20 protein-coding genes and 2 pseudogenes are annotated in these 22,276 nt (G+C 36.4%); 8 read left to right on the top strand and 14 right to left on the bottom strand.

What is annotated here, in order from left to right; genetic code table 11:
* Positions 1–132: 132 nt before the first annotated feature.
* Both A3G9_RS0101865 and A3G9_RS0101860 read right to left on the bottom strand, forming a co-directional pair.
* Positions 133–1,743 carry an ABC transporter permease gene (locus tag A3G9_RS0101865; protein ID WP_002821371.1) on the bottom strand — a complete coding sequence of 537 codons (1,611 nt, stop codon included), beginning with the start codon at positions 1,741–1,743 and terminating at the stop codon, positions 133–135.
* Positions 1,733–2,643: pseudogene (locus tag A3G9_RS0101860) on the bottom strand (ABC transporter ATP-binding protein). The gene A3G9_RS0101865 and the pseudogene A3G9_RS0101860 overlap by 11 nt, the downstream one beginning before the upstream one ends.
* 359 nt (positions 2,644–3,002) lie before the next feature.
* Between A3G9_RS0101860 and A3G9_RS0101845 the strand changes: the two are divergent.
* A complete protein-coding gene (locus tag A3G9_RS0101845) occupies positions 3,003–3,467 on the top strand; it encodes a hypothetical protein (RefSeq protein WP_002819023.1) in 465 nt (154 codons plus the stop codon).
* A 93-nt stretch (positions 3,468–3,560) separates the two neighbouring features.
* Here A3G9_RS0101845 and A3G9_RS0101840 read toward each other — a convergent pair whose 3' ends face one another.
* The 3 genes from A3G9_RS0101840 to A3G9_RS0101830 all read right to left on the bottom strand — a co-directional run bounded on the left by A3G9_RS0101840 (position 3,561) and on the right by A3G9_RS0101830 (position 7,522).
* Positions 3,561–4,043, bottom strand: a complete 483-nt coding sequence (locus A3G9_RS0101840) for an NUDIX hydrolase (RefSeq protein WP_002819024.1) — start codon at positions 4,041–4,043, stop codon at positions 3,561–3,563.
* Positions 4,044–4,120: 77 nt separating this feature from the next.
* Positions 4,121–5,116, bottom strand: coding sequence for a D-2-hydroxyacid dehydrogenase (locus A3G9_RS0101835; protein WP_002817680.1), 996 nt, complete (start codon positions 5,114–5,116; stop codon positions 4,121–4,123).
* A gap of 21 nt (positions 5,117–5,137) precedes the next feature.
* Positions 5,138–7,522, bottom strand: a complete 2,385-nt coding sequence (locus tag A3G9_RS0101830) for a phosphoketolase family protein (protein WP_002819025.1) — start codon at positions 7,520–7,522, stop codon at positions 5,138–5,140.
* A gap of 190 nt (positions 7,523–7,712) precedes the next feature.
* Between A3G9_RS0101830 and A3G9_RS0101825 the strand changes: the two genes are divergently transcribed.
* On the top strand, positions 7,713–8,543 hold the full coding sequence (locus A3G9_RS0101825; protein ID WP_002819026.1) for a LysR family transcriptional regulator: 831 nt from the start codon (positions 7,713–7,715) through the stop codon (positions 8,541–8,543).
* A 5-nt stretch (positions 8,544–8,548) separates the two neighbouring features.
* On the opposite strand, the gene A3G9_RS0101820 is transcribed toward A3G9_RS0101825, so the two are convergent.
* The 4 genes from A3G9_RS0101820 to A3G9_RS0101805 form a co-directional block, all read right to left on the bottom strand.
* Positions 8,549–9,382 (bottom strand): DegV family protein, encoded by an 834-nt coding sequence (locus A3G9_RS0101820; RefSeq protein ID WP_002819027.1) that lies wholly within the window; start codon positions 9,380–9,382, stop codon positions 8,549–8,551.
* Between the two features lie 158 nt (positions 9,383–9,540).
* The gene (locus tag A3G9_RS0101815) at positions 9,541–10,338 is read right to left on the bottom strand and encodes a metal ABC transporter permease (RefSeq protein ID WP_002817684.1); all 798 of its coding nucleotides are present in this window, start codon (positions 10,336–10,338) and stop codon (positions 9,541–9,543) included.
* Between the two features lie 24 nt (positions 10,339–10,362).
* Positions 10,363–11,031 carry an ABC transporter ATP-binding protein gene (locus A3G9_RS0101810; protein WP_002819028.1) on the bottom strand — a complete coding sequence of 223 codons (669 nt, stop codon included), beginning with the start codon at positions 11,029–11,031 and terminating at the stop codon, positions 10,363–10,365.
* Between the two features lie 80 nt (positions 11,032–11,111).
* On the bottom strand, positions 11,112–12,038 hold the full coding sequence (locus A3G9_RS0101805; protein WP_002821372.1) for a metal ABC transporter solute-binding protein: 927 nt from the start codon (positions 12,036–12,038) through the stop codon (positions 11,112–11,114).
* Positions 12,039–12,186: 148 nt separating this feature from the next.
* Between A3G9_RS0101805 and A3G9_RS0101800 the strand changes: the two genes are divergently transcribed.
* The gene (locus A3G9_RS0101800; protein ID WP_002817687.1) at positions 12,187–12,630 is read left to right on the top strand and encodes a Fur family transcriptional regulator; all 444 of its coding nucleotides are present in this window, start codon (positions 12,187–12,189) and stop codon (positions 12,628–12,630) included.
* A 163-nt stretch (positions 12,631–12,793) separates the two neighbouring features.
* Here the strand turns inward: A3G9_RS0101800 and A3G9_RS0101795 are convergent, their stop codons facing one another.
* Complete coding sequence (locus tag A3G9_RS0101795) at positions 12,794–13,951, bottom strand: 5-methyltetrahydropteroyltriglutamate--homocysteine S-methyltransferase (protein ID WP_002821373.1); 1,158 nt, start codon at positions 13,949–13,951, stop codon at positions 12,794–12,796.
* Between the two features lie 113 nt (positions 13,952–14,064).
* A complete protein-coding gene (locus A3G9_RS0101790; protein WP_002819032.1) occupies positions 14,065–15,405 on the bottom strand; it encodes a dihydrolipoyl dehydrogenase family protein in 1,341 nt (446 codons plus the stop codon).
* 238 nt (positions 15,406–15,643) lie between these two features.
* On the opposite strand from A3G9_RS0101790, the gene A3G9_RS0101785 reads away from it, so the two are divergent.
* Positions 15,644–16,981, top strand: coding sequence for a replication-associated recombination protein A (locus A3G9_RS0101785; protein ID WP_002819033.1), 1,338 nt, complete (start codon positions 15,644–15,646; stop codon positions 16,979–16,981).
* On the opposite strand, the gene A3G9_RS0101780 is transcribed toward A3G9_RS0101785, so the two are convergent.
* Positions 16,975–18,288, bottom strand: a complete 1,314-nt coding sequence (locus tag A3G9_RS0101780; protein WP_002819034.1) for a glycoside-pentoside-hexuronide (GPH):cation symporter — start codon at positions 18,286–18,288, stop codon at positions 16,975–16,977. The two genes, A3G9_RS0101785 and A3G9_RS0101780, sit on opposite strands and share 7 nt — an antisense overlap.
* Positions 18,289–18,948: 660 nt before the next feature.
* Here A3G9_RS0101780 and A3G9_RS0101775 point away from each other — a divergent pair.
* A complete protein-coding gene (locus A3G9_RS0101775) occupies positions 18,949–19,254 on the top strand; it encodes a DUF975 family protein (protein WP_002821374.1) in 306 nt (101 codons plus the stop codon).
* A gap of 169 nt (positions 19,255–19,423) precedes the next feature.
* Complete coding sequence (locus A3G9_RS0101770; RefSeq protein ID WP_002819036.1) at positions 19,424–19,612, top strand: hypothetical protein; 189 nt, start codon at positions 19,424–19,426, stop codon at positions 19,610–19,612.
* An 18-nt stretch (positions 19,613–19,630) separates the two neighbouring features.
* Here A3G9_RS0101770 and A3G9_RS0101765 read toward each other — a convergent pair whose 3' ends face one another.
* Positions 19,631–20,173: a haloacid dehalogenase gene (locus tag A3G9_RS0101765; protein ID WP_002821375.1), complete on the bottom strand. Its 543-nt coding sequence runs from the start codon at positions 20,171–20,173 to the stop codon at positions 19,631–19,633.
* 106 nt (positions 20,174–20,279) lie between these two features.
* On the opposite strand from A3G9_RS0101765, the pseudogene A3G9_RS01000000109385 reads away from it, so the two are divergent.
* A pseudogene (locus A3G9_RS01000000109385) lies at positions 20,280–21,179 on the top strand (AEC family transporter).
* A gap of 193 nt (positions 21,180–21,372) precedes the next feature.
* Positions 21,373–21,789, top strand: a complete 417-nt coding sequence (locus A3G9_RS0101755; protein WP_002816462.1) for a DUF6941 family protein — start codon at positions 21,373–21,375, stop codon at positions 21,787–21,789.
* Between the two features lie 118 nt (positions 21,790–21,907).
* Here A3G9_RS0101755 and A3G9_RS01000000109380 read toward each other — a convergent pair.
* A partial coding sequence (locus tag A3G9_RS01000000109380) for a LysM peptidoglycan-binding domain-containing protein (RefSeq protein ID WP_018025211.1) occupies positions 21,908–22,276 on the bottom strand: 369 nt, incomplete at its 5' end.

Below are 22,276 nucleotides of genomic sequence, written 5' to 3'. Positions count from 1 at the left end.
GAAGATATTATCGATTCGTTACTATAAAACATAAAATGAGCAATAATCATCCGGCATTGGAAAAATTAATGTAAAATCGATCACAAAAAATGACGATAATTTTCTAAAAAAAGGAAACAAGAATTATTTCATTCAGGAAAGATCTCGTCTCTGGAATTCAAAATAACCAATAAAAGTGAAAATTAAAACAAGCAGCACTTCAAAATACCAAATCTCCCAGTTAATATCTTTAAGCGGAAGATCTTTAATCCAACCAAAAGGAGTTATTCTCGTAACCCAAATAGGCAATTTCAACATATTTTTAAAATAAAGAACAACAAAAGACAAACCCGCATATACATATAAAATCGAATAAATTTTTGGGAAACAATTAATAAGAAAAACTGCTAAAGAAAGGAAAAGCATTGCTGATGGCAAAGATCCAAAAAACAAAGTATTAAATTTAATCGATTCAATTGGAACCTTTAATTCCAAATTTCCCAGCAACATCATTGAATAAATGCTTGATCCAAAAGAACAAATAGTTACAATGATCGCCGGCAGCAAGTAGCTCGTTAAGAGTCTAAACCGCGAGATTGGTTTCGAAGCAATCATTTCCTCCAAGCCATTATCAATATCTTTTTTCAAACGAAAAATCATTTGTAATCCTGCAACTGTTGATAAGACAAGCATAAAAATAGAAATCATTGAAATAAACTGTAAAACGATCTTATTGCCGAGTTGTGAAAGCTGATTAGTTCCAAGAACCTGGGCGACATTCGGATTACTTTTTAAAATATCAGAAACATCAGAAAAAATTGAAGCATACATTATGCCAAGCGAAGCAATTGCAATAATCCAAACAATTCCTAAATTACGTTCTAGACGAATTCCTAAGCTAATCGGTCCTCGTAATAACGGGCTAGCATTTTTGCGGCCACTTCGAATATGAAGAAAGCCCGAATTGATATCACGTTTCAAAGCAAAAATAATAGCCAAAAACAATAAAATAAGTATTGACAAAAGCATCAACCAAACCACTTTTAAATCATTGCCGTAACCAATTTTCCCAAGTTCAACCCATCCAATCGGACTTAACCAAGTCAGGCTTGCTTTTGAAATATCGGTAATCATGCGCGAGAGATAAGCAATACCCAAAAACAAAAAACTAACAGCATTGGCATCGCGAGAATTATCGAAAATCTGTGCCATCAAAAAAGCCAAGCCAGCAAAAACCAAAGCGAGTAAGTTTGTTTCTATAGCAAATAACCAACACATTGTTGCTGTCATACCATACAATCCACAGGCCTCCAACCCAACTGCCAATAGTATGATTAGGAGCAAATTAAAAATCAGAATTTCTATGAACGCTGATAAAAGTGGACTTAAACGTCCAACCGCCGTTCCTCTAATGATCTCGATAACGCCTTTATCCTCTTGAGATCTAGTCGTTCTTACGGCTAAAATAATATCCGCAATCGAAATAAAAACTCCCGTCAAAACCAACATTTCGGAAATAAATAAATCACCGCTTTGGAAACTCGTTAAATTCGGTGTTCTGCCAAATAAGGAAATCATCGCTGGTTGTTTTAAAGTTTTCAAAATTGTTTTAATCGATGAATTAGAGCCATATAGATCATTGAATTTGAAAGCGGCCAACAGAGATACCCCGATTATCGACGTTGTCCAAATTAATAAAGAAAGCCAATCACGTCTCAAATTTACAATCGTAAGGCGTTTAGTTTGAGCAAAATTATTTCCCATTTTTATTCTTCTTTCCGGTCGAATCATAAAAGTGCATGAATAATTCTTCCAGAGTCGGTTGTGTTACTTGAAGATCACTCGGAGAGAGTTTGCTTAAACGAGCCATAATCAATGGCAGATCTTGGCGATTGACTGAAAAAGTTATTTTTTTCTGGTCCTGATGAAAATTCTCAACACCCTTGATTTTGGAAAAATCATCTATCGGTAATTTAACCTCGGCTCGAACATCAAGAGCAGACAAGTGCTGTAAATCAGTCAGATATCCCGTTTCGATAATCTCCCCCTTTCTAATAATCGATAAACGATCAACCATTTTCTCGACCTCGGATAAAATATGCGAACTTAGCAGCACTGCTTTATGGGCTTCTTTTAGTTCCAAAACAGATTTTTGAAAATTAAGTTCCTGTAAAGGGTCAAGACCCGAAGTTGGTTCGTCGAAAATGTATAAATCAGCTTCTGCTGAAAAAGCAGCTATTAAAGCAACTTTTTGTCGGTTCCCTTTCGAATAGGAACGATTTTTTCTGCTCGTATCTAGTTCAAAACGTTCTATTAACTGATCGGTCTTTTTATTATGTTGATGACCACCCATTTTGAGTAACAAATCGATTGTCTCTCCACCGGTTAAATTAGGCCATAAATAAATATCACCCGGGACGTAAACCAATTTGCGATGAATTTCAACCGGTTTTTGAAGGCGTCTTCACCAAAAACTTCGACAATTCCGGCAGTTTTTCTTAGCAAACCAAGAATGATCCTGATTGTAGTCGATTTACCAGCACCATTAGGACCAATGAAAGCGAAAACTTCACCGGAATTTACATCAAAACTAATATCTTTTAAGGCCTTGAAATTACCAAAATTTTTTTGCAAATGTTCAATATGCAGCACTTTTGTCATCATTTTTGCTCCTAAAAACAAGTATGAACCGGCAAAAGACTCTAATCAATAAAAAATGAAATAATCATAATTAATATTTCATTTTTATGATAAAAAAATGAAAAAAATTTTATACTGATTGATAAAGCAAAGAAAGTATGAATAAAAAGTGAAATGATCAGCAAAAGAGAAACAAATAAAAAAAATATGCATAGCAAAATTCTTTTGGCAGCAAAAAAAATTTTGAAACTTCGGGTTATAAGGAAAGCAGCATAGCTCAAATTGCCAAACATGCCAAAGTTTCGCAAGTAACTTTATACAAATATTTTCCAAGTAAACACACTCTTTTCAAGATTTTTCTGGAAGACGAAATTGAAAAAGAAATGAATTACAGTCAAAAAGAACTTAAAAAAATCGATCATATCAGTCCAAGCGATATCACGAAGATTTTATTCGCCGATAAAATTATAGAAAAATCAAATCTGGAATATGACGAAATAATTAGTGAATTCGCTGGGGAAAACGGCGACAATGATGTCTATAATTTTTATCAAGACCATATCAGAAAATTTTGGCGCTGTTTTATAGCTAAATTGAGAGAAGCGAAAATTGTTCCAAAAAGAATGCCCGATGAAGCTCTAATGATGTACTTTGACATCTGGGTTCAATATTTCGCTGAAAAAAGGCAGCGATATTCGCGAATCAATGGTAATATCCTTAAAGAACTTATCCCTCAAATGAGAGAACTATTCTTCTTTGGTATGCTCGACATCGATAATTATCAGCAGAAAAAAACACTGCAGGAAATTTATAACAATACAGATTTAAAAGAATATAATCTTGAATAATTTTCAGTTAAAAATTACACCAAAAGGTATAAACTTTTCATTTTGACCAGGACTCGGATTAATATTCAATTCACCTGATTTGCATAGAAAAAATTAAATCATTTGCCGGAATTGGACAGCAAAATTCGGTTCGTTAAAATAGGCCAAATAATTGACTTCACCATTAAAATTAAGATAATTTTGGAAACGTTCTTGATAGATAGGATAACTAATCAAATCAAGAACTTTATTTTTAGGGATCCACCTGCTTACAGAAGTTTCATTTGAAATCGAAAGTTTACCGGATTTTTTTTGGCAAACAAAGTCAAGAATTACTTTAGTAGTAACATTTTTTTTGCTGCCAAGCGGATCACTTTTTTTGATATTCGAATATACCCCAATTAGTTTGTCGACCCTTATTTCAATCCCACTTTCCTCTCTTACTTCCCTCTTTAAAGCATCAATTAAATTTTCACCATTTTCAACTTGGCCACCCGGGATTTCCCAACCTCTAAAAAAAGTTTTAACCAATAGGATTTCTTGATCTTCGTTTAAAACAACAGCACCGACAGCAACAATATGAGTTGGGTCTTTCATTTTTTTAATTCCTTTCCGAATTTTTGATAAATATACGAAAAAAGACCTGAATTGAAAATGCAACTCGAGTCTTTTCTTTAAAATTTCAAAGCACTTGCCGGCTGTTTTCCATTTAAAAAGCTCAGGTCAGCATTTAAGGATTCATTAACCATGGCAGAAACAGCTGTTTCCGTATAAAAAGCCGTATGCGGGGTTAGTAAAACATTCGGACGATCAATCAAATTCTTTAATCTGGAATCAGGAAAAGTTTTATTGCTCCAATCCTTATTAAAAATTCCAACCTCTTTTTCATAAACATCTGTCGCAAAAGCAGAAATTTTACCAGAATCCAGTCCTTTAATCAAAGCATCCGTGTCAACCAATTCACCGCGAGAATCGTTGACAATTATCACATGGTCCTTCATTTTGGCGATGCTGGCATCATTAATCATGTGGAAATTTTCCGAGACAGCCGGAACATGAAGTGATATTCCATCTGACAAACGATATAAATCGTCAAGAGAATCAACATAAAGACCTTCTTTTTCAATTTCCGAATTATGGTAACAATCATAGGCAATTACTTTTGATCCAAATCCTTGAAGAATTTTAATCAAAACCCGACCGATTCTACCGGTTCCAATGATACCAATTGTTTGCTGACGCATTTCTTTTCCAATTGTCGGTGCCCAACGTAAATCGTAATTTTGAACCTTGGCATCCATTTCCGGAGTCCGCCTGAACAAGCGAGCCATTTGGATAGCTGCATGTTCGGCAACCGAATTTGGAGAATAAGCCGGCGTATTGGAAATTTTAAAATTAAATTCTTTAGCTGCTTTTAAATCAAGATTATCGATACCAATATTACGCATTGCCATAATGTGAATACCTTGATTCGATAAAGCTTCAAAAGTTGCCCGTGAATATGGCAACTGTTGATATACATTAATTGCATCATAGCCCTTGGCCATTGCAGCACTCTTGTCTGTCAACAATTGATCGGTAAAATCAACCGTGACTTCAGAATGCTCTTTTCCCCATTGTTCAAGGACAGGCTGTTCGTCCAAGCGAATTCCATAAGCAAAAATTTTCATTTTGTTGTTCTCCGATCTGAGTTATTTAATATCCTGCCACTGCCAAGAGGTTACTTCAGGCAGGTCTGTTCCCTGATCGCAAATATAAGCGGTATGTTTGGCCAACATATCATCCATTCGTTGGTCAAATTGGCCAGCCACATCAGCGTACTTAGTTGCGTTGATTGCGTCTTTGGCAAGGTGGAAACGATCAAGATGATTCAGGACACGCATATCGAACGGAGTTGTAATGTCTCCGTTTTCACGATATCCATGAAAAATAACATTATGATTGTGGCGGTCATAGAACAAGTCGCGTGCCAAACTTTCAAAGCCGTGGAAGGAAAAGACTACTGGTTTTTCACGCGTAAAGTAATGGTCGAATTCCAAATCGCTTAGACCGCGATAATCATCGTTATCCCCTTTTTTGCGCAGTTTCAACAAATCGATTACATTAATAAAGCGGAACTTCAATTCAGGGAAGCTTTCATGCAAGAGCGAAATAGCAGCCAAACTTTCCATAGTCGCTTCCGTTCCACCGGCTGCAAAAACAACGTCCGGTTCCACTCCGTCATCGTTGGAAGCCCATGGAATAATTCCCAAACCGTTGTCAACCAATTCCTTGGCTTCGTCGATCGTAAACCATTGAGTTCGTGGGTGTTTGGAAGCGACAATAATGTTAATTTTGTTTCTAACCTGCAGAGACTTATTCATAACTGCCAAAAGGGAATTAGCATCGGCTGGCAAGAATTCATTGACAAACTCATGACCTTTTTCAGCCATATGAGTGAGCATACCGGGATCTTGATGAGTATAACCATTATGGTCCTGTTGAAAAGCATGTGAAGCATTAATGACATTTAACGAAGGATAATCGTGACGCCAATCTTGCTCGACCGCTTTTCGCAACCACTTATAATATTGAGTCAGCATCGAATCAATTACACGCGTAAAGGCTTCGTAGGACGCAAAGAAAGCGTGTCGGCCGGTCAAAACGTATCCTTCCATCCATCCCTCGGCCTGATGTTCAGACAATTGAGCATCTAGAATACGACCAGAATGAGCCATATATTGATCATTTGGTTCATGGACTGCTTGCATCCACTGACGATTAGTGACTTTAAACTCGTCCCAGAGACGATTGGACATTGTTTCATCGGGACCGAACTGACGGAAATTGATAGGATTTTTCTTTATTATTTCGGCAATAAATGTTGAAACAACCTGAAGGTCCATCCCTGGTTTTTTATTGTTTTTCAAGCTATTTTTCGGAAAAGCAAATCGTTCCATATCAGGCATATTCAATGTCCTTGGCTTTATTCCACCATTCGTGATTGGGTTCATTGCCATTCGCCGTTGGCCTTTTGGCTGATTTACCTTAACAATTTCTTTTAAGCTGCCATCCTCATTGAACAATTCTTCCGGTTTGTAGGACTTCATCCAATCAATCAGCATATCTTTATGTTCCAAATGATTTGCATCGACTGGAATCGGCACCTGATGTGCCCGAAATGAATTTTCAATCGGATTACCATCCAAATCTTTTTTTGGACCTGTCCAACCTTTAGGAGCACGTAATACAATCATCGGCCAGATTGGCAATGAATCATCATTATTATTACGGGCGTTTTTTTGAATAGCTTTAATTTTTTCAATGGCCTTATCAACAGCATCGGCCATCTCGGCATGCACTTTAAAATTATCTGAACCATCCGTTTCAACGAACAAAGGCTCCCAACCCATTCCATGATAATAATTGGTCAAATCACGATCGCTCATGCGAGAAAGAATTGTTGGATTGGAAATTTTAAATCCATTAATCTGAACAATCGGCAACACAGCACCATCATGAATCGGATTAATGAATTTGTCGGAAAACCACGATGCGGCCAAAGGCCCCGTTTCTGATTCACCATCCCCGATTTCAACAGCAGCAATCACATCGGGATTGTCCAAAATAGCACCAACTCCATGCGAAATCGAATAACCCAGCTCTCCTCCTTCGTGAATCGATCCAGGAGTTTCCGGAGCAGCATGTGAAGCAATTCCGCCAGGAAAAGAGAATTGCTTGAATAAACGTTGCATTCCTTGAATATCCTGAGTTACTTTTGGATAAGTTTCGGTATAAGACCCATCCAAATATGAATTGGAAACCATCACCTGGCCACCATGGCCAGAGCCTTCAATATAAAACATATTTAAATCGTATTTTAAAATTGCTCGATTTAAATGAGCATAAATAAAATTCTGCGGCGCAACCGTTCCCCAATGACCGATCGGCTTGATCTTAACGTCTTTGGACTGAAGTTCGTCTTTAAGTAACGGATTGTTTCTCAAGAAAAGTTGACCGACTGAAAGATAATTGGCAGCCCGCCAATAGGCATCAACATATTTCAAATAATCCTTTGAATCATAATTAATAGTCATCCGTAGATTCTCCTTGTTAATCATTTTTTATTTATAAGCCCTCTAAAATAGACCATTAGTGACAAAGCAATTATTATCAAAATGTCTTGTATAGTTGGCCGCAATAATTTTTGTTTTAACAATTAAATTGAAACATTGATATTTCTATTTGTAAAATAAATGTTTATAATGTTAATCATTAAATCTTTAAATGGAAGGAAAAATGTTTAAATTACTAGAAAGCTTTATTGCTGTTTATGAAACGCGGAATTTTTCAAAAGCGGCTGAAGAACTTTTTTTATCGCAGCCAACAATTTCTGTTCACATCAATCAATTAGAAAAGCAATTAGACACATCGCTTTTTGAAAGAAACGGGAGAACTGAAATCAGGCCAACCGAAAACGCTAAACGATTTTATCCGGAAGCTCTGAAAATTATCTCCAATTGGCAACGGGCCAAAGAAAAAATTGCCGATCACAAAATGCCGAAAAGCAGACTAAAAATCGCCGCTTCCCATACGACAGCGACGACTCTTTTACCGAAAGTGATTAAATTTTTGTCTGCGTCGATCGATCAATTACAAATACAGGTTAGTCTTCATAACTCCGACGATATTTTGGAAATGATCAGCCAACATAAAATCAACCTTGGATTAATCGAGAAACCAAGTACTAATGATGCTGTCAAAAGATATGAACTAATGAATGATCAGTTGGTTTTGGCCGGGGATCAAAAAAGTTCAATTTGGTTAATCAGAGAAAACGGTTCAGGGGTTTACCACTACACACAACAGTATTTAAAAGAAAACGGAATAATTCCAGAACAAACAATTCGAATAAAAAGCAATGAAATTATCGTAGCAACTCTCGCAAATGGAATCGGAAAATCGATAGTTTCAAAAAAAACACTAATAACGGGCACTCCCTTTAAAGAATTGGGAGATAGTTTCAACAGATCTTTTTATCTTTTAACTCCGCAACATGAACCGAACAAAAAAATTACCTCTTTAATAAATAAATTAGTCAAAGAGATCATCACCTAATTCTATCAGGCGTCATACATGAGAGCAAAGCCTTTTGGACCGACATGCGACATAATAATCGGACTTGTCAGACGAGTTACGATCTTTAAATCTGGTCGCTTTTCATGCAAAAAATTAGCAATTCGAGAAACTTCTTCATCACTATCAACATAAGACAAACCAACCTGTGTAATCCCACGCGAATTCACAACAGAATCGACCATTTTATTGATGATTTGCTGAAATCGAGCCTGCCCACGACATTTTGATACAACTTTTAATTTGTTTCCTTCCATCGTTAAAACGAGTTTAAGTTTGATTAGAGAGGAGAAAAAACCAATTGCTCGACTCGCTCTACCACCTTTCACAAAATAATCAAGGCTATTTATAAAACAAAAAAGATGAGTAGTTGTTTTTTTGACGGCCAATTGATCTAAAATTTCGGTCTTGCACTTTCCCTGCTGAGCCATTTTAGCAGCTTCAATAACTAAGAAAGCCAGGGAACGATCAGTAAAACCGCTATCAACAACCGTCACATCGGTGGAAGTTAATTTATTTGCTTCGCGAGCAACATTCACAGTTCCACTAAGCACTTCGGACATGTGAATAGAGATGACTGTGCTTCCATCTTTACCTAAATCATCATAAACCGATTTAAATTGTCCGATTGAAGGTTGACTGGTGCGTGGGAAATCTTTCGATTCTTTAAGCTCTCTGGAAAATTCACTCCTGCTAATATCGACGCCGTCCAAAAGGATTTGTTTCCTAAGCGATATCTGCAGAGGAACAACAGTAATCTTATATTCTTTTAATTCATCTTCTGTTAATTGAGCAGTCGAATCCGTTACAATTTTAATCAATTTGCCTTGTTCCTCCCAATCGATTTATTAATGAAAAACTCATTCATTTTAAATCCGTAAGTAAATAATAGACAAAATTATTATATTGCTAAAAAGACAGTTTTGGCGGAATTATAGCTATTTCTATTTAACGAAAATCACAATTGGGAGGCCGAAAATCAAATACGTTGAATAATTTGTTTTCCGGCAAGAGAGAAAACAAAAACGATTGCTTCAAAAAGAGCAATAAAGAAAGTGACCGGCCAATTAGTAACGTAACTTAAATAAAGTCCAAGCCAAGTTCCGATAAGAGCCAAGATTGTGCTGAAGACAATTTCTCCGAAAACCGATTTGCAAAAATTTTGGGCGCTAGCCGCCGGCAAAGTTATCAAAACAAAAACCAACAAAGAACCGACAATTTGAGCAGAAATACTAACAGACATCGCCAAAATTACCAAAAACAGAATCGAGAGAATGTTTTCATGTTTATAAACGATTCCAGCGCCCTCCGGATCAAAGGAAGTAAATTTTAACCTTCGATAGAGCAAAATCATTATAAAAAGAACGGCTAAGGCAAGAAAAACTATTTGGTAAACCTCACTGCTGCTGATTCCGACAATGCTGCCGAATAAAATATTAGTTGCATAAGAAGAATTTTTGTTCGATAAAGAAAGAAACAAAACGCCAAGGCCCATAAACAAGGCCGAAACAGCGCTGGTAGCAGCATCGCTTTGCTCTTTTCGTTTACCGAGTTTCCCGGTAAAAATTGCACTCAACAAAGTAAAAAAAAGCATTCCATTCAAAGGCGGTATACCAATCCAGATACCAAAAGAGGCTCCGGAAAAACCAATCTCCGACAAAGTGTGGGTTAAAAATGACAGCCTTCTGGCCATTACAAAAACACCAACAATTCCACAGACCAGTGAAATTAGGCTTCCGGCTAAGTAAGCATTGCGCATAAACTCTAAAGCAAACATCTATCAAACTCCATTTCTAAAAAATCAGTTAATTTTTTTATACGAGTATTTACCATCGCCTTTTAGTTCCAGGGAATGCTTACCGTATTTTTCAACCAAGGGTATGTCATGAGAAATAAAGATAACAGTTGTTCCGTATTTATCATTTAAATTTTTAACGGCATCCATCACATCAAATTTGGAAACCGTATCCAAACTGGCGGTTGATTCATCAAGAATTAATAATTGTGGATCGTAAAGAATCGCCTGCGCCAGATAAGCCTTCTGCTTTTCACCACCTGAAGCCGAACCGAGTTTACGACTGGCGATATCAAAAATACCAACTCTTTTAAGTGCGGTATCAACTATATCTTTTTCTTTCTTGCTAAACCAAGGGACTAAAGGTTGAAATAATCTCAAAGAAACAAAATTACGAATTGACAATGGATAATCTTGATCTATATTTCGAAATTGAGGAACATAGCCAAAAGAAAGAGAGCTCTTGAATTTTTTTGAAAAAATAATTTCGCCATTAGTCTTATGCAGTTGGCCCAAAATTGTTTTTACAAGCGTTGTTTTCCCGATTCCATTTTTTCCGATTAAACAGAAAAAATCATCATCGAAAATTTTAAAAGATAAATTGGAAAAAATTTCATGTTGAGAAAAACTAACCGATATGTTTTTTGCTTCTATAAAATCAGTGGGTTGCTTCAAAATCATACTCCTTAAAAAAGAAGATAACTACTAATAGCTATTAATAGTTATCTTACACTCAAGCATTAATGAATACTTTCTTACTTTTCCTGTTTTTGTATTTTTTCCAGTTGATTGAGTTGATCCATCATCCACTCTTTATAAGTTTTTCCTTTTGGCATTGTTTCAGTAACCTTCAGAACGGGAACATTGTGAGCTTTGGCTATCTTCACAATATTTCCAACGATTTTATCGGTTGCCTGTGTATTTTCGACGAAAAAGGCAATTTTACGGTTTTTTACATCATTCTGCATTGCTTTGATGTCTTTTGGCGAAGGATCAGTACTATCCTCAACCGACTTGGCAAAATGAGTGTTGTGTTCTTTATAACCCAATTCTTTTAAGGTGTAGTCGAAGACCGGTTCGCTGACATCAACTAGCTTGCCCTTGCTGTTCTTGCTCAACTGCTTGATTTTGCTTTGGATAGGTTTGAGACTTTTAACAAACTTTTTAGCATTCTTCTGAAAATACTTCTTGTTCTTCGGCTGAACCTCGCCAAAACGTTTTGCTAGATAATTGGCCAACTTCGGCATCGTCTTCGATTGATACCAAAGATGAGGATTATCACCATCTTTTTTGCCAAGCAGATCTTCACCAACCCGGATGCTGACAACATCCTTTGAATTTTTGGCCAATTTTGTCATCCAGGTATCATAACCGATTCCATTATAAAGAACGAAATTAGCCTCACTAACCTTTTTGGCAACATTACTGGTTGGCTGATAATCGTGCGGATCAATGCTGGGATTTTTGATAACGGAAGTAACTGTTCCTTTATTACCCAAGACGGCTTTTGCTGCCTCGCCATAAAAATCAACCGACGCGACAACCTTGATCTTCGAAGTTTTTGAACTACTTAACTTTGCAGCGTTAACTTCACCCAATGATCCAAAAAAAATGCTCGAAAGGATTGTAAGCATAGTTAAAACGAAGATTATCAGATGTTTATAATTTTTGTTCACAGACATAATTCTCTCCTAAATACTTTTGAATACCTACCAAAAAAATAATTAATTACTTGTTAATGGTAAATATTACTTTTACATACTAGCACAAAAAGATGTACTTAGTAATGATTACTTGTTATGATGCATTTATCAGGAAAAAGGCGATAAAGTGAACGAAGAACTAAAAAAAGCATTAAAAATATTAAAGAAAACCGGTTTGAAAGTCACTAATCAAAGACGGGACATTTTAAGTTATTTGATTGACCATCAAGATCATTATATTTCGATCACTGATATTGATAAGCATATGCGCAGCAAATACGAACGTATGAGTTATCAGACAGTTTATCGTAATCTGCAGGAATTCGAGCAAGCATATTTAGTAGAAGAACGCCCCTTGGCCGGAGGCAAATTCGTGAAATATCAGTGCGATTTCAATAATTTGGATCACTATCATTTCATTTGTCAAATTTGTGGACGCGTGATCGAGCTAAAAGCTATCGGTGCAGACTATTTTCAAAATCAAATTGCCGGTTGTAAAGTATTAAAACAACATGTCGAAATTACCGGTGTTTGCGATCGTTGTTTAGCTAAGGAAGCAGCAATAAACTAATCTGTCTACCAACCATAGAACTTCGAAAAGTTTTCAATAATTTTCGAAGTTCTTTTAATATCGATTTTAATTAGGATTTTCCATTTAGAGAAAATTTGAAGAATTAAAAAAGCCAGACCGAATAAAATCTGACATTAAAAATCTATGTTAAAAATAATTTATCCTAATTCAACCAAATTTTTGCTGCAATTGATCTAATTAAGCTAATTTTATCCCACTGCTGCTTTTCTGTTAAAACATTTCCTTCTTCCGACGAGGCAAAACCACACTGTGGGCTTAGACAAAGATGATCTAAATCGAAATATTGAGAAGCTTCATAAATTCGTTTAACAATCTTGTCGGCTTTTTCAAGATGACCGTCTTTTGATGTCACCAAACCAAGAACAACCCATTTGTCTTTTGGAATCTGTTTTAAAACTTCAAATCCCCCATCCCGGACGGTATCGTATTCAAGATAAAAAGCATTAACCTTTTCTTGAATAAATAAAGGATTGGCGATTCCCGCATAGCTACCGGTAAAAGCCCAATTCGATCTATAATTTCCACGGCAAATATGAGCATTAACGACCAATCCTTTCGGAGCTCCTTCGATTGCCAAATTATTAACTTTAAGGTATTTGGACTTCAATTCTTCAAATTTTTTCGAAGTAAACTCAAGTGGCTTTGCAGTTGGATGGTCAACTAATTTAGCTGCAATTAAAGAGCTCCACGCACTGTCATCGAATTGAACAACTTTTAGACCGGCTTTGAAAAAATCCGCCAAAACTTGATCGTAGGCAGCGGCAATCGCTTTGATTAAATCATCTTCGTTAGAATAAAAAGTCTTCGTACTTTCGAGATTAAAGGGTAATTCCAATTGGGCAAGTAGCAAAGCCGGAGAAGGAATTGTCTGTTTTACTTCAAATCCCCTGCTAACGTGGTCTTTGACAAAACGAAAATGGTCAATAAAGGGATGATTGTTTCCACCAAGTTCTCCATCCAAAGCAGCTCCTTCTCCACGAGCATGCGTCCCATCATGCAGTTGCCATCCATTAGTCTGAATTTTTTTAACACCTTGCAAACCCCAAAAGAAATCTAAATGATACCAGCTCCGTCTAAACTCTCCGTCGGTGATCGCTTTTAATCCGGCAGATTCTTCTTTATTGATTAAATCAATAATCGTCTGATCTTCAACTTTGGTTAACTGGCCTAAGGATATTTGCTGTTTGGCAAAACGTTCCCGAGCTTCTTTAAGAATTTCCGGTCTTAAAAAACTGCCAACCACATCATATCGATACGGTGAATGCCGACACACTGTAAATTTATCTTTGACTTGAACCAACCTAGTACCTCCGTTAATTAAGCTTTATTTTAATGTTTATCCGCCAAACTGTCGAATATAGACAAATAAAAAACCTATGAAAATTCATAGGTTTAGGTAATTTAAAAAATATTTTACAATTGGCCGGCTGCCGAAGACGAAATCGACGGGAAGAGATAAATCAAGCGTCCCAATTGTTCTGGACCAAGTTTGAATTCAATCGCTGGCAGCAAGGTATTAATAGCATCATCAGCCTTATCACTAAACTCGCTGGCGCCAACCAAATGATGTTCCTTATCGAAAATAAGGGCATTATCACCGAGCTGTTCTTTATCAACCTGCCGATACCAATCATCAGGAGTGTGATGAGTTTCGATTGTGTATTTGTCAGGATTCTTCTTTGCTTCTTCGGGAGTCACACCAACCTGAGCAATTCGTGGCGATGTAAAGACAACCGAAGGAATTGCCGGATAATCGATCGCTGACGAGCTATCACCCGCAAATTGATGCATTAAATAAGTTGATTCAAAAACGGCAGTTGGAGTTAATTTGGGCTGTATTTTGTCGATTACATCACCTGAAGCATAGATATTTGGAACATTGGTTTGCAAATGATCATTAACAACCACACCATTTTTATTGTATTCAACTCCTAGCTTGTCCAAACCGATTTTTTCAACATTTGGAATTCGACCGGTTGCATCTAAAATCCAATCGGTTTCAAGTTGAAAGTTGTCTTCCGCGTTAACAGTCAAAGCAGTTCCTGTCTTCTCAAAAGAAGTAACTTCCGTATTACGGACAAATTTAACACCGCGCTTTTGCAAATCATCAATAATTTTTTCGACGAAATCCTGATTGAATTTACGTAAAGCGCGATTGCCATGCGTAATCACAGTAACTTCTGATCCGGCCGCATTAGCCATCGTTGCAAATTCCATTGCTATATAACCGGAACCTATAACAGTCAGACGTTTTGGCATAGCTGAGAGATTCATAAAATCACTGCTGTCGTGAGCCAATTCGCTGCCGGAAATATCGAGCCGATGTGGACGCAATCCGGTTGCGATAACAATTTTTTCAGCAGTTTTAGGAGTTCCGTCAACCAAAACAGTATGTGGATCATCCAAAACACCGTGTCCGGACAGAATATCAATATGAACTGATTTTGCCAAACCGGCGATCATATCAGGTAATTTTCCAATAACTTCCTGCTTGTGAGTCAGGTTGGCCGACCAATTAATCTTGGCTTCCCCCTCAATCACACCATTTAAATTTTCAAATTGGCGTTGTAAAGCGACCGGCGCATCTAAAGTTATTTTTGCGTTGCAGCCACGGTTGGGACAGGTGCCGCCAACCAAATCGTATTCAACGATTCCGACCTTAAATCCCTTTGCAGCCAATGGAATCGCACCATCAAAAGTGCCGTGTCCGCTGCCAATGTATAAAACATCATAATCATATTGCTGGTTTTTCATGGTTATTTCCTCCAATTCGGATACCATTTGATTATTATTTTTACTTATTTTTACTTATAGGTAAAGGCTACACCTATTTCAAGCGCCGTTCAATATTGTCAAAAAAATGCATCTTCAAGAATTATTAAAGTGAGAGTCTTAACTCGGAAACCGATTTGCTCAAAAAATAGAATTGTCCATAAAACTTCAATCAACTATAATTGTATATAAGAACGTATGTTCGTACCGAGAGGTTCTAATGATTGAGCAAGCATCCTTATTTGAAAATAATTCAGAAAACGGTCGTCCGCTGGCAAGCAGAGTCCGGCCACAGACTTTAGAACAATTTGTTGGCCAAGAAAATTTACTTGGGCCGGGTAAAGTTCTTCGAGAATTAATCGAAAAAGATCAGATCAGTTCGATGATTTTTTGGGGTCCGCCAGGTGTTGGCAAAACCACATTGGCAGAAATCATTGCTCACAGAAGCAAAGCAAAATTCATTACCTTCAGCGCAGCTACGAGTGGAATCAAAGAAATTCGCAAGATCATGAAAGATGCAGAAAACAACCGTCAGTTCGGCGTGCGAACAATTGTCTTTATCGATGAAATTCATCGATTTAACAAGGCTCAGCAAGATTCTTTTCTTCCTTATGTGGAAAAAGGCAGCATCATCTTAATTGGGGCAACTACGGAAAATCCTTCTTTTGAAATAAACTCAGCCTTGTTATCAAGAAGCAAAGTATTCGTTCTTAGACAATTAAAAAGCAGCGATATTGTCAAATTACTTGAAAACGCCCTAAAAAATCCACATGGATTTGCAAAACAAAAAATATCAATCAGTTCACGGACCCTTCAACTAATTGCCGATTTTGCCAATGGAGATGCCCGAACGGCATTAAACACTTTAGAAATGGCTGTCTTAAATGGCCACCACACAAAAAACGGCACAGAAATAAAAACGGAAGATCTTAAACAATTAATTACGAAAAAGAGTCTTTTATATGATAAGCACGGTGAAGAACATTATAATATCATCTCCGCGCTTCATAAATCGATGCGTAATAGCGATGTGGACGCTGCGATCTATTGGCTCGCAAGAATGCTGGAATCCGGCGAAGATCCACTATATGTCGCTCGCCGATTAATTCGTTTTGCAAGCGAAGACATTGGACTGGCAGATAGTCGTGCACTGGAAATTACGGTTGCCGCCTATCAAGCAAGCCAATTAATCGGAATGCCCGAATGCACTGTCAATTTAACACAAGCGGTAACTTATTTGGCGCTTGCACCAAAATCAAACTCTTTGTATACAGCTTATGGTGAAGCTAAAAGCGATGCACAAAAGTCTTTCGCCGAACCGGTTCCCCTGCAAATTCGCAATGCCCCGACAAAATTAATGAAAGAATTGCATTACGGAGAGAATTATCAGTACGCTCACAGTAGTCAAGACAAGTTAACAAGCATGCAAACTATGCCGGAAAATCTGTTAGGGCATCACTACTACCATCCGAGTTCACAGGGATCGGAGATTAAAATGAAAACACGTTTGGAACAAATCGCTCGCTGGCACGAAGAACACGATCCAAAAAATCAGTGAATTGCTTTCATCATTCGATTTTCATTATAGAAAAGCAAAGTAACGAACATAAGAACATAGATAACAATCGGAATCCAGATATAATTAATGTCTATCATCGCTATCGTTCCACTACTCTGCTTTTGATTAGCAATGTAACCAGATAATTGCAATAACCCGGCAGTGATCATACCGCCAAGTCCGAGACCCATATTTACGCCAAAATCGTCTGTAGAAGCAAGAATGCCTTCTGCTTGAATTCCCATGCTGACACCGTATCTAATTGTATCGGCAATCATGATCGAAACTAAGCCGACGACCATACCGTTTCCGATTGCGTTTAAAAAAATACCAAAAAATAAACCAGCTGTTAATTGAGAATAAACGCCAATTGCCATTATTAATTGGCCAGCAAAAGCGAGAACGATTCCTGTCAGCATTGTTCTTTTTTTGCCTTTAATATTAGATAACCAAACAATTAAAACAACTCCGACCAAAGCAGCTAAGGTGAAACTGTTTGCCAAGGGCACCAGACTTTCCTGATTTACAACGTATTTAAAATAATAAATCGTTGTTTGATTTTTGATAGCTGTAACCAACCAATAAAGAAAAATCACCAGGGAAATAATTAACCAAGGTTGATTGCTTTTCAGCATAGAAAAAATTTGCTTAAGGGGTTGATGAGCGATTTCTGGATTTTTAAAACGCTCATGAACATGAAAGAATGTATTCATGATCAACAGAAAAGATATTGCTGAAAAAACAATAATCGTCATCAGAAAACCAAATTTCTGATTTCCTTTGCCGAAAAAAGCTATCAGTGGCAACGTAAAAACAGCAACAATAATCTGCACTGAACTACCAAAAAATTGCCGAATTACTCCAAGCAAAGTCAATTCTTTTTCATTTTGCGATAAAGTTGGCAAAATCGAAGTGATTGGCAAATTCACGGCCGTATAAAGAAAACCAAGTCCAAGATAAGTTACATAAGCCCAAATCAATTTTCCTGTTCCGGAAAAATTAGGTGTGACAAAGGTTAAGACCGCAAAGACAACGTACGGAAATGCATACCACATAAAGAAAGGACGACTTTTGCCAAAACGAGAACGAGTTCGGTCGATCATCAAGCCAATGATCAAACTTTCGACAACATCTGCAATTCGAGCAACCAAAAACAAAATAGCCACCGAACTTGCTTGAAGCCCATAAACATCCGTATAAAAGAAAAGCAAATAAGTGGTTAACATTTGGAAAACCAAATTATCCGCAGCATCACTGAGCCCGTAACTAATTCGTTCCGGCCATTTCGTTTGCCAAGTTTGATCCATATTTCATCTCCATCCAATTAATCAATTAAAAAAATTTAAAAGGGAATCATTCCACAAATTTCAAATATCTTTATGATCCCAATAGTTTTTTTGCTTGCTCAATTGCGATCAGAAGAATTTGAGAGTCTTCATAGCTGTTTTTTGAGACGAGCTCTTACTTATTATAAGTCAATTATTTGGACAGAAATTCAATTTTTAACATGGAAAAATATTGATATAAAATTACCAGCGGACTTAATTCAGTTAGAATGTTCACAATGACTTTTTTGGAGGATCTATTTTGGAAAGACAAGTTTTAAAACAAGAAGCAAAAAAATATTAAATAATAATTTCTTATTCTTCTTTTTATTATTTTTACCAGCCCTAATTACCCAACTTTGCTCTGTTTCAAGTGGTACCAGTGATACCTATAATTATTTCATTAATAATTTTCAATATAAACTGATAGAGAACAGTAGCATCAGTTTCGTTTTTAGTGCCGTAACGAGTTTATTAATTACAAGTGCCGGATTAGTTTGTATAGACGTTTTCCGGGATAAAGTTAAATTTGAAAAAGCTATCCCACAGGCTTTTAAAATTCTGGATAAAGGACAATATTTTATCGCCTTTATTTTAATTACTGTTTTGCAAGTTGTTTATGTATTTCTTTGGACATTATTGTTGGTTGTCCCGGGAATAATTAAATCAATCTCCTATTCACAGGCATTTTATATTTATCGGGATCACATAGACAATGGAAATCCGATTACTTATTTACAGGCAATCACGAAAAGTCGCAAATTAATGGATGGACATAAAATGGACTATTTTGTAATGGAGTTGAGTTTTATTGGCTGGTTGATTTTGGTCCCGATAACAGGAGGTATTGCAGCAATTTGGTTTTTGCCTTATTATCAATTGACCTTCTGCAACTTTTATAAAAAACTGGTCGAAAATAATCAATTATCAAAAGATGCTCAAAATTAGGTATTAATAACTCCTTCATAAATATTTATGAGTAAATTTCGAGATTACAAAAATTACAAAACGAAAGCAAACGTCAAGCAGATATAAAATCATTGTTATATTCCCTGAGTAGACTGATAGTTATCAGCTAAGTTCAATAGCTTACTGAAATACTCAAAAGGAGATATCTATGTCATTAAAAGAAAAAGCCGATTCATTAAAAAAAGAAGCCGCTGGAATGGCTAAAGAAGTCGAGGGTAAAGCCACTGGCGATAAAGTTCGCGAAGGCGAAGGTAAAGCTAAAGAAAAACTTTCAGATAAAGAAAAAAATAAAATGAAGGTGGATCAAGTAGAAAGGCAACAAAAGAAACACGATTAAGAGCCTGCGGGCTTTTTTTTATACATAAAAACGACTGTGACAGGAGAATTTCTGATTATAAGGGGCATCAATTAAGGTTAACTCGCAAAAATCCGCAACATCAGTTTTCATCAGCCTTTCGATCAGTTGTCCCTGATCGTCAAAATATCTAGTTAAATTAAGATCCTTAATAACGTTGTATTTATTCGGTTGATTAATAAATATTTTGTCGAAAACAATTCCAGATTCTTTCAAAGCTATTTTCGTCTCCTCCATGGCACTTTCACGTCGAGCAGTTATGATATCTATTTCGATCCCCTGCCTAGATAAGTGCCTAACCAGATTGGCTGTTTTTTTAAGAGGCTTGCTATGTAAGTTAATATCAGTCTTGATTCGACTGAAAATATCGTACTCTTGTTGATCGCTAATTTTAAAGACATCGGCAAATGAATAATTATTTAATTGCGAAAATTCAATTCGTTTTCCAGTTGCTTCATTAAAACGTTGAAGCATCAGTTTAATAGAAAATAAAGTACCATCCAAATCAAAACCGCAGCGAAGTATTTTTTTCGTAACTTTCACTCTCCTTTTCAATGTTAAAGAAATATTTTATCATGAAGTGTTTGTTCACAAAAGATAGGAGTTTGAAATTATAAATACAGTACAGTTAAATAACCAAATCATTCTAATGTTTTCTTTAATATTAGTTGGACTTTTAATAAACAAAATTGGTTTCTTTCATCAACAAACATCCGATGATTTAACTTCTATTTTGCTTTATGTAGTTTCTCCATGTTTAATTATTAATGCTTTTGAGGAACCTTACTCTCCAAAACGGATCTAACAATTTCTATTAACACTGTTCGGCATTATCCTGTTTTACCTCGTCGATGTCGATATTTTTATCGCTAGAATTGTATTTGGAAAAATTAAAGATACAGCTTTAAGCAGAGTCGTTCAATATGGAAGCGTCTATTCAAATGCAGGTTTTATGGGGGTGCCATTGGCGAGCTCGTTATTTGGCAGTCAAGGAGTCTTTTTTGCAGCAGCATCTCTGGCCGCATTTAATATTTTTAATTGGACTCACGGAGTTAAACTGTTTCAGCCAAAACAAAATCAATTGGATCATAAAGCAGCCCTGCAAAAAGTAGTTTTAAATCCAAATATTATCGCAATCGTTTGTGGATTATTGCTTTTTTCACTGTCGATTAAAATTCCTTTCGTGATCAATCAGGCAGTTAAATACGTTGGTTCTGTAAATACCCCACTCTCAATGATTGTGATTGGTAATAGTTTGGCTGGAATTAAATTCAGTCGGAAGATGCTCAACAGCAAAATATTATTAGCCTTAGTCATGAAAAACCTGTTTTTTCCAGTAATCGCAATTATGATTTTGGAATTCTTAAAAATTAGTGGGATTGCTTTTTATACAACAGTCGTGATGGCTGCCTGTCCGGTAGCTGGAATTGTCGTGTTATTTACTTTGCAGGCACGTGGCAACCCCCGGCAGGCAATTACTTTAATGAGTATTTCGACAATTCTTTCGCTTGCAACAATCCCGTTAGTCTTCGCAATCAGTAAAATTTAGCTAACGGCAATCCTTTTAAAACTGAAATGTTCTATATTTAGGAAAAACTTTAAAAAACGGAAGAATTTAATCGGCTATTTTCAATATGGATATTTCGAAAATATTGATTTAAATTAACGACCGGTATATTTTTTTTACGCAGATATATTATCCTGTAATTATATAAAAAAACAAATCAGAGACCGGAGAAAATATGCCAGAAAGCGAAAAGCGAGAAATTAATGTTCAAATAATTGTTGGAGAATCAAGTGAGAAAGTTTCGACACCAGGAATCGCAGACTCCAAAATGAATATTGTTAATCCAAGTTTAGTTTTTGGTATACCGGCCGTTCCTACTACGATGTCATTTGCAGCAACAATTCTGACCAGTGGTATTGATCTTTCAAGAGAACATGTTGTTTCTTTTAAAGTCATTGGAATTAAAGGAGAAACTTTAAGTGAAATCAACGGTCAGCTCCATGCTCTGGCTCGGCCAATTAGTGCCGGTTATAATTTCAGTATTAATTTCCGTAATATTATTTTTGAAAAAGAAGGCGACTATAAAATTGAATTCAGGTTGGATAACGCTACAGACCCGACTGCCAGCCAATCTTTCACGATTTTGGTGTAGAAAGAAACTTTTCAGATAATTATTAATAAATAATCAAAAAAATATCTTTGTTCAAACGAACAGAGATATTTTTTACTCATTAATTTTTCATCGAAAATTGTTAGTCACCAAGCAGGAACTATATTTTAAGAGTCGTACCAGCATAAATCAAATTAGTATTCGAGATATTGTTAAGTTTCGCCAAAGTACTAATACTTACGCCGTAGGCTTTTGCAATCGAAGTCAAAGTATCTCCAGAAGCGACGGTATAGCTCTTAGAAGAACTCGACGTTGAACTACTACTGGTAGAACTAGTCGAAGTAGAAGTAGAAGTAGAACTTCCAATCGTAAGAACTTCACCAACATAAATATAATCCGGATTGGATATATTATTGGCTGTGGCAATCGCGCTCACAGTTGTCCCGTAGGCTTTTGCAATCGAAGTCAAAGTATCTCCAGAAGCGACGGTATAGCTCTTAGAAGAACTCGACGTTGAACTACTACTGGT

This window comes from Oenococcus oeni DSM 20252 = AWRIB129, assembly GCF_000372485.1.
Classification (GTDB): domain Bacteria; phylum Bacillota; class Bacilli; order Lactobacillales; family Lactobacillaceae; genus Oenococcus; species Oenococcus oeni.
This window is presented reverse-complemented; position numbering and strand designations above follow the sequence as displayed.

Coding starts and splice junctions, on each gene's coding strand:
- A3G9_RS0101865 (WP_002821371.1), bottom strand. CDS start 1,743: ATGGGAAATAATTTTGCTCAAACTAAACGCCTTACGATTGTAAATTTG.
- A3G9_RS0101845 (WP_002819023.1), top strand. CDS start 3,003: ATGAATTACAGTCAAAAAGAACTTAAAAAAATCGATCATATCAGTCCA.
- A3G9_RS0101840 (WP_002819024.1), bottom strand. CDS start 4,043: ATGAAAGACCCAACTCATATTGTTGCTGTCGGTGCTGTTGTTTTAAAC.
- A3G9_RS0101835 (WP_002817680.1), bottom strand. CDS start 5,116: ATGAAAATTTTTGCTTATGGAATTCGCTTGGACGAACAGCCTGTCCTT.
- A3G9_RS0101830 (WP_002819025.1), bottom strand. CDS start 7,522: ATGACTATTAATTATGATTCAAAGGATTATTTGAAATATGTTGATGCC.
- A3G9_RS0101825 (WP_002819026.1), top strand. CDS start 7,713: ATGGAAGGAAAAATGTTTAAATTACTAGAAAGCTTTATTGCTGTTTAT.
- A3G9_RS0101815 (WP_002817684.1), bottom strand. CDS start 10,338: ATGTTTGCTTTAGAGTTTATGCGCAATGCTTACTTAGCCGGAAGCCTA.
- A3G9_RS0101805 (WP_002821372.1), bottom strand. CDS start 12,038: ATGTCTGTGAACAAAAATTATAAACATCTGATAATCTTCGTTTTAACT.
- A3G9_RS0101790 (WP_002819032.1), bottom strand. CDS start 15,405: ATGAAAAACCAGCAATATGATTATGATGTTTTATACATTGGCAGCGGA.
- A3G9_RS0101785 (WP_002819033.1), top strand. CDS start 15,644: ATGATTGAGCAAGCATCCTTATTTGAAAATAATTCAGAAAACGGTCGT.
- A3G9_RS0101780 (WP_002819034.1), bottom strand. CDS start 18,288: ATGGATCAAACTTGGCAAACGAAATGGCCGGAACGAATTAGTTACGGG.
- A3G9_RS0101770 (WP_002819036.1), top strand. CDS start 19,424: ATGTCATTAAAAGAAAAAGCCGATTCATTAAAAAAAGAAGCCGCTGGA.
- A3G9_RS0101755 (WP_002816462.1), top strand. CDS start 21,373: ATGCCAGAAAGCGAAAAGCGAGAAATTAATGTTCAAATAATTGTTGGA.